Genomic DNA, 2,504 nt, shown 5'->3' with positions numbered 1-2,504 from the left:
ACTGTCGCTGCATGACCATACTGTAGCACAGGGCTGAGCAACGTCGGTGAAGGAGGTGTAAGAAGTCAACGACCTGAATGGGCAAAATGATCGAACAGATCTGGATCGGGAAAACCAGGATAAGGGGAAGAGCGTCAAAGCTCGTTGTTTAGGTCTGGCCTCGATCCGCAGATCACCATCCCGGCCAGCGGCTTCTGGTAACGCCGCACTCAAAGGCCTGACAGAAGCTCGCACTCGATCACCAACTCACGCAGATTGAAAAACTTCTTGCATCACGGACGGCAACCACAGAAGCCCCCTTATGTGACCAATGATCAAGGCTAGGCGCGACCTCGCGCTTTGCGGCGCCATAGGATCGTAATTTGTCCGTAATGATCCTTTTGGGCACGAAGCCCCAGCGTTTTATCAGCTTGACCAAAAGGTGCTTTGCGGCGCGCTTGTCTCGCCTCGATTGAAGGATTTCCTCAAGAACAACGCCGTGTTGATCAACCGCCCGCCACAGCCAGTATGACCGGCCCGCGATCTTCACAACGACTTCGTCCAGATGCCATACATCGCCAGGGCGCGGCTGCCGTCGCCGTAGAACGTGGGCGATCAGGGGGCCGAACTTGACGGTCCAGCGCATCAGCTCCTCGACCTCGCGCAGGCTCAAGCTGAACCGGACGTAGAGCCAGACAACATGAGCAATGATCTGGGGCGGAAACCGGTGGCGCTTGTAGTTGATTTTCAATGTCTGCATCGACACCGCCTACGCCCAGATCAATGAACCAGCAACCTCAGGCCTGTTAACGTGACAACTCCGGCGGCGCATTATTTGTAGGCCTAGGAGCCCGGTTAGCCGCGCTCGACGATCAAGGCGATCCCCTGGCCGCCGCCGATGCACATTGTCGCAAGGCCGTAGCGGCCGCCGATGCGCTCGAGCTCGTAGAGCAGCTTGGTAAGGATGATTGCGCCCGAGGCACCGACCGGATGGCCGAGCGCCACCGCGCCGCCATTTGGGTTCACCTTTTCGACGGGTAGGCCCAGATCGGCGCTGACTGCGCAGGCCTGCGCTGCGAAGGCCTCGTTCGATTCAATCACGTCGAGATCGCTCACTTGCAGGCCAGCGCGCTCCAGCGCTTGGCGCGTGGCGGGCACGGGGCCAAGTCCCATCACCTCAGGCGCGACGCCGCCCAGCCCGTAAGCCACGATCCGAGCCATGGGCGTGACGCCCCGGGCGCCAGCGGTCTCGGCCTCCATCAAAACCAGCGCGGCTGCGCCATCATTGATGCCCGAGGCGTTGCCAGCGGTGACCGAGCCGTCCTTGGCGAAGGCCGGTCGCAGTTTGGTCAGATCAGCCTCGGTCAGGTTGGGGCGCACGTGCTCGTCGGTGTCGAAGTTCACCTCTTCGCGGCCGCGGCGGACAGGGATGGGCAGGATCTGCTGCTTGAAGCGGCCCTGCTCGATGGCGCGGGCAGCGCGGCGGTGAGATTCGAGGGCGTAGGCATCCTGGGCGATGCGGTCGATATTGCCGCGCTTAGCAACGTTCTCGGCGGTGATGCCCATGTGGCCGTTGCCGAAGGGGTCGTTAAGGGCGCCCAGCATCATATCGGTAGCGACCACGTCGCCCATCTTCTGACCGCTGCGGGAATGTGTGAGCAGGTGTCCGGCGCGGCTCATGCTCTCGGCGCCGCCGGCCAGCGCTGTGTCGCAATTGCCCAGCATGATCTGCTCGGCCGCGCTGACCACCGCCTGAAGCCCCGAGCCGCAGAGACGGTTGAGGGTAAGGGCCGGAGAGGTCTCTGGCACGCCCGCACGCATCGCAACGACGCGCGCAAGATACATGTCCTCCGGCCCGGTGTGAATTACGTTGCCAAAGACCGATTGGCCCACGGCGTCGGGTTCGATCCCGGCGCGGGCGATGGCCTCGCGCGCGACGGCGGCGCCCAGATCGCAGGGGCTGACCCCGGCCAGCGCACCACCGGCGTCGGCGATCGCAGTGCGGACGCCGGAGGCGATAACTACGGATTTCGTCATAATCTGTCCTTCTTATCTCAAGGGGGTTTGGGCGCGGGGCGCGCGCGCCATTCTGGGGTGATTGCTTGTAGGGGGGCGTCAGGCGGCGTCGCTGGCGTCCTTGCTATCTGCGCCACCGGCCTTGGCACCACAGGCCGCCAGCACGATGCTCTGAACCATTCCAATATAACTGTCGATGTCGACCTTCCGGCGTCGATATTTGGCACGCTTGACGTACCAGTCCTGCAGCAGCGGTTTGATGAGCGCGGCCATCAGCGGTGGCATGTCTATCGAAAAGCTCCCGTCCTTCACACCGCGCTCCAGCACCTGCGCAAAGTAACTCTCAGTCAGTTCCTCGCTGTCGATGGCCCGTTTCCGCTCCGCGCTCGGAAAGTTCTTCGCTTCCATGAAAGAAAAGGTGAACCAAGGGAGCATCGCCTCGGTCAGACGGATATGGATTTCGATTAGCCACATAAGGTGGGTGCGCGGGTCCCGGCGCACCTCTTCGG

General features: G+C 62.3%; 1 protein-coding gene and 2 pseudogenes. All 3 read right to left on the bottom strand.

The window, feature by feature from the left end; genetic code table 11:
* Positions 1–295 precede the first annotated feature (295 nt).
* Positions 296–739: pseudogene (locus tag A3722_RS03855) on the bottom strand (IS6 family transposase); the annotation flags it as partial.
* Positions 740–834: 95 nt separating this feature from the next.
* On the bottom strand, positions 835–2,016 hold the full coding sequence (gene bktB / locus A3722_RS03850; protein ID WP_067627623.1) for a beta-ketothiolase BktB: 1,182 nt from the start codon (positions 2,014–2,016) through the stop codon (positions 835–837).
* 78 nt (positions 2,017–2,094) lie between these two features.
* Positions 2,095–2,504: pseudogene (locus A3722_RS24245) on the bottom strand (hypothetical protein); the annotation flags it as partial.

Source organism: Sulfitobacter sp. HI0027 (genome assembly GCF_001634775.1).
Classification (GTDB): domain Bacteria; phylum Pseudomonadota; class Alphaproteobacteria; order Rhodobacterales; family Rhodobacteraceae; genus Sulfitobacter.
This window is presented reverse-complemented; position numbering and strand designations above follow the sequence as displayed.

Coding starts and splice junctions, on each gene's coding strand:
- bktB (WP_067627623.1), bottom strand. CDS start 2,016: ATGACGAAATCCGTAGTTATCGCCTCCGGCGTCCGCACTGCGATCGCC.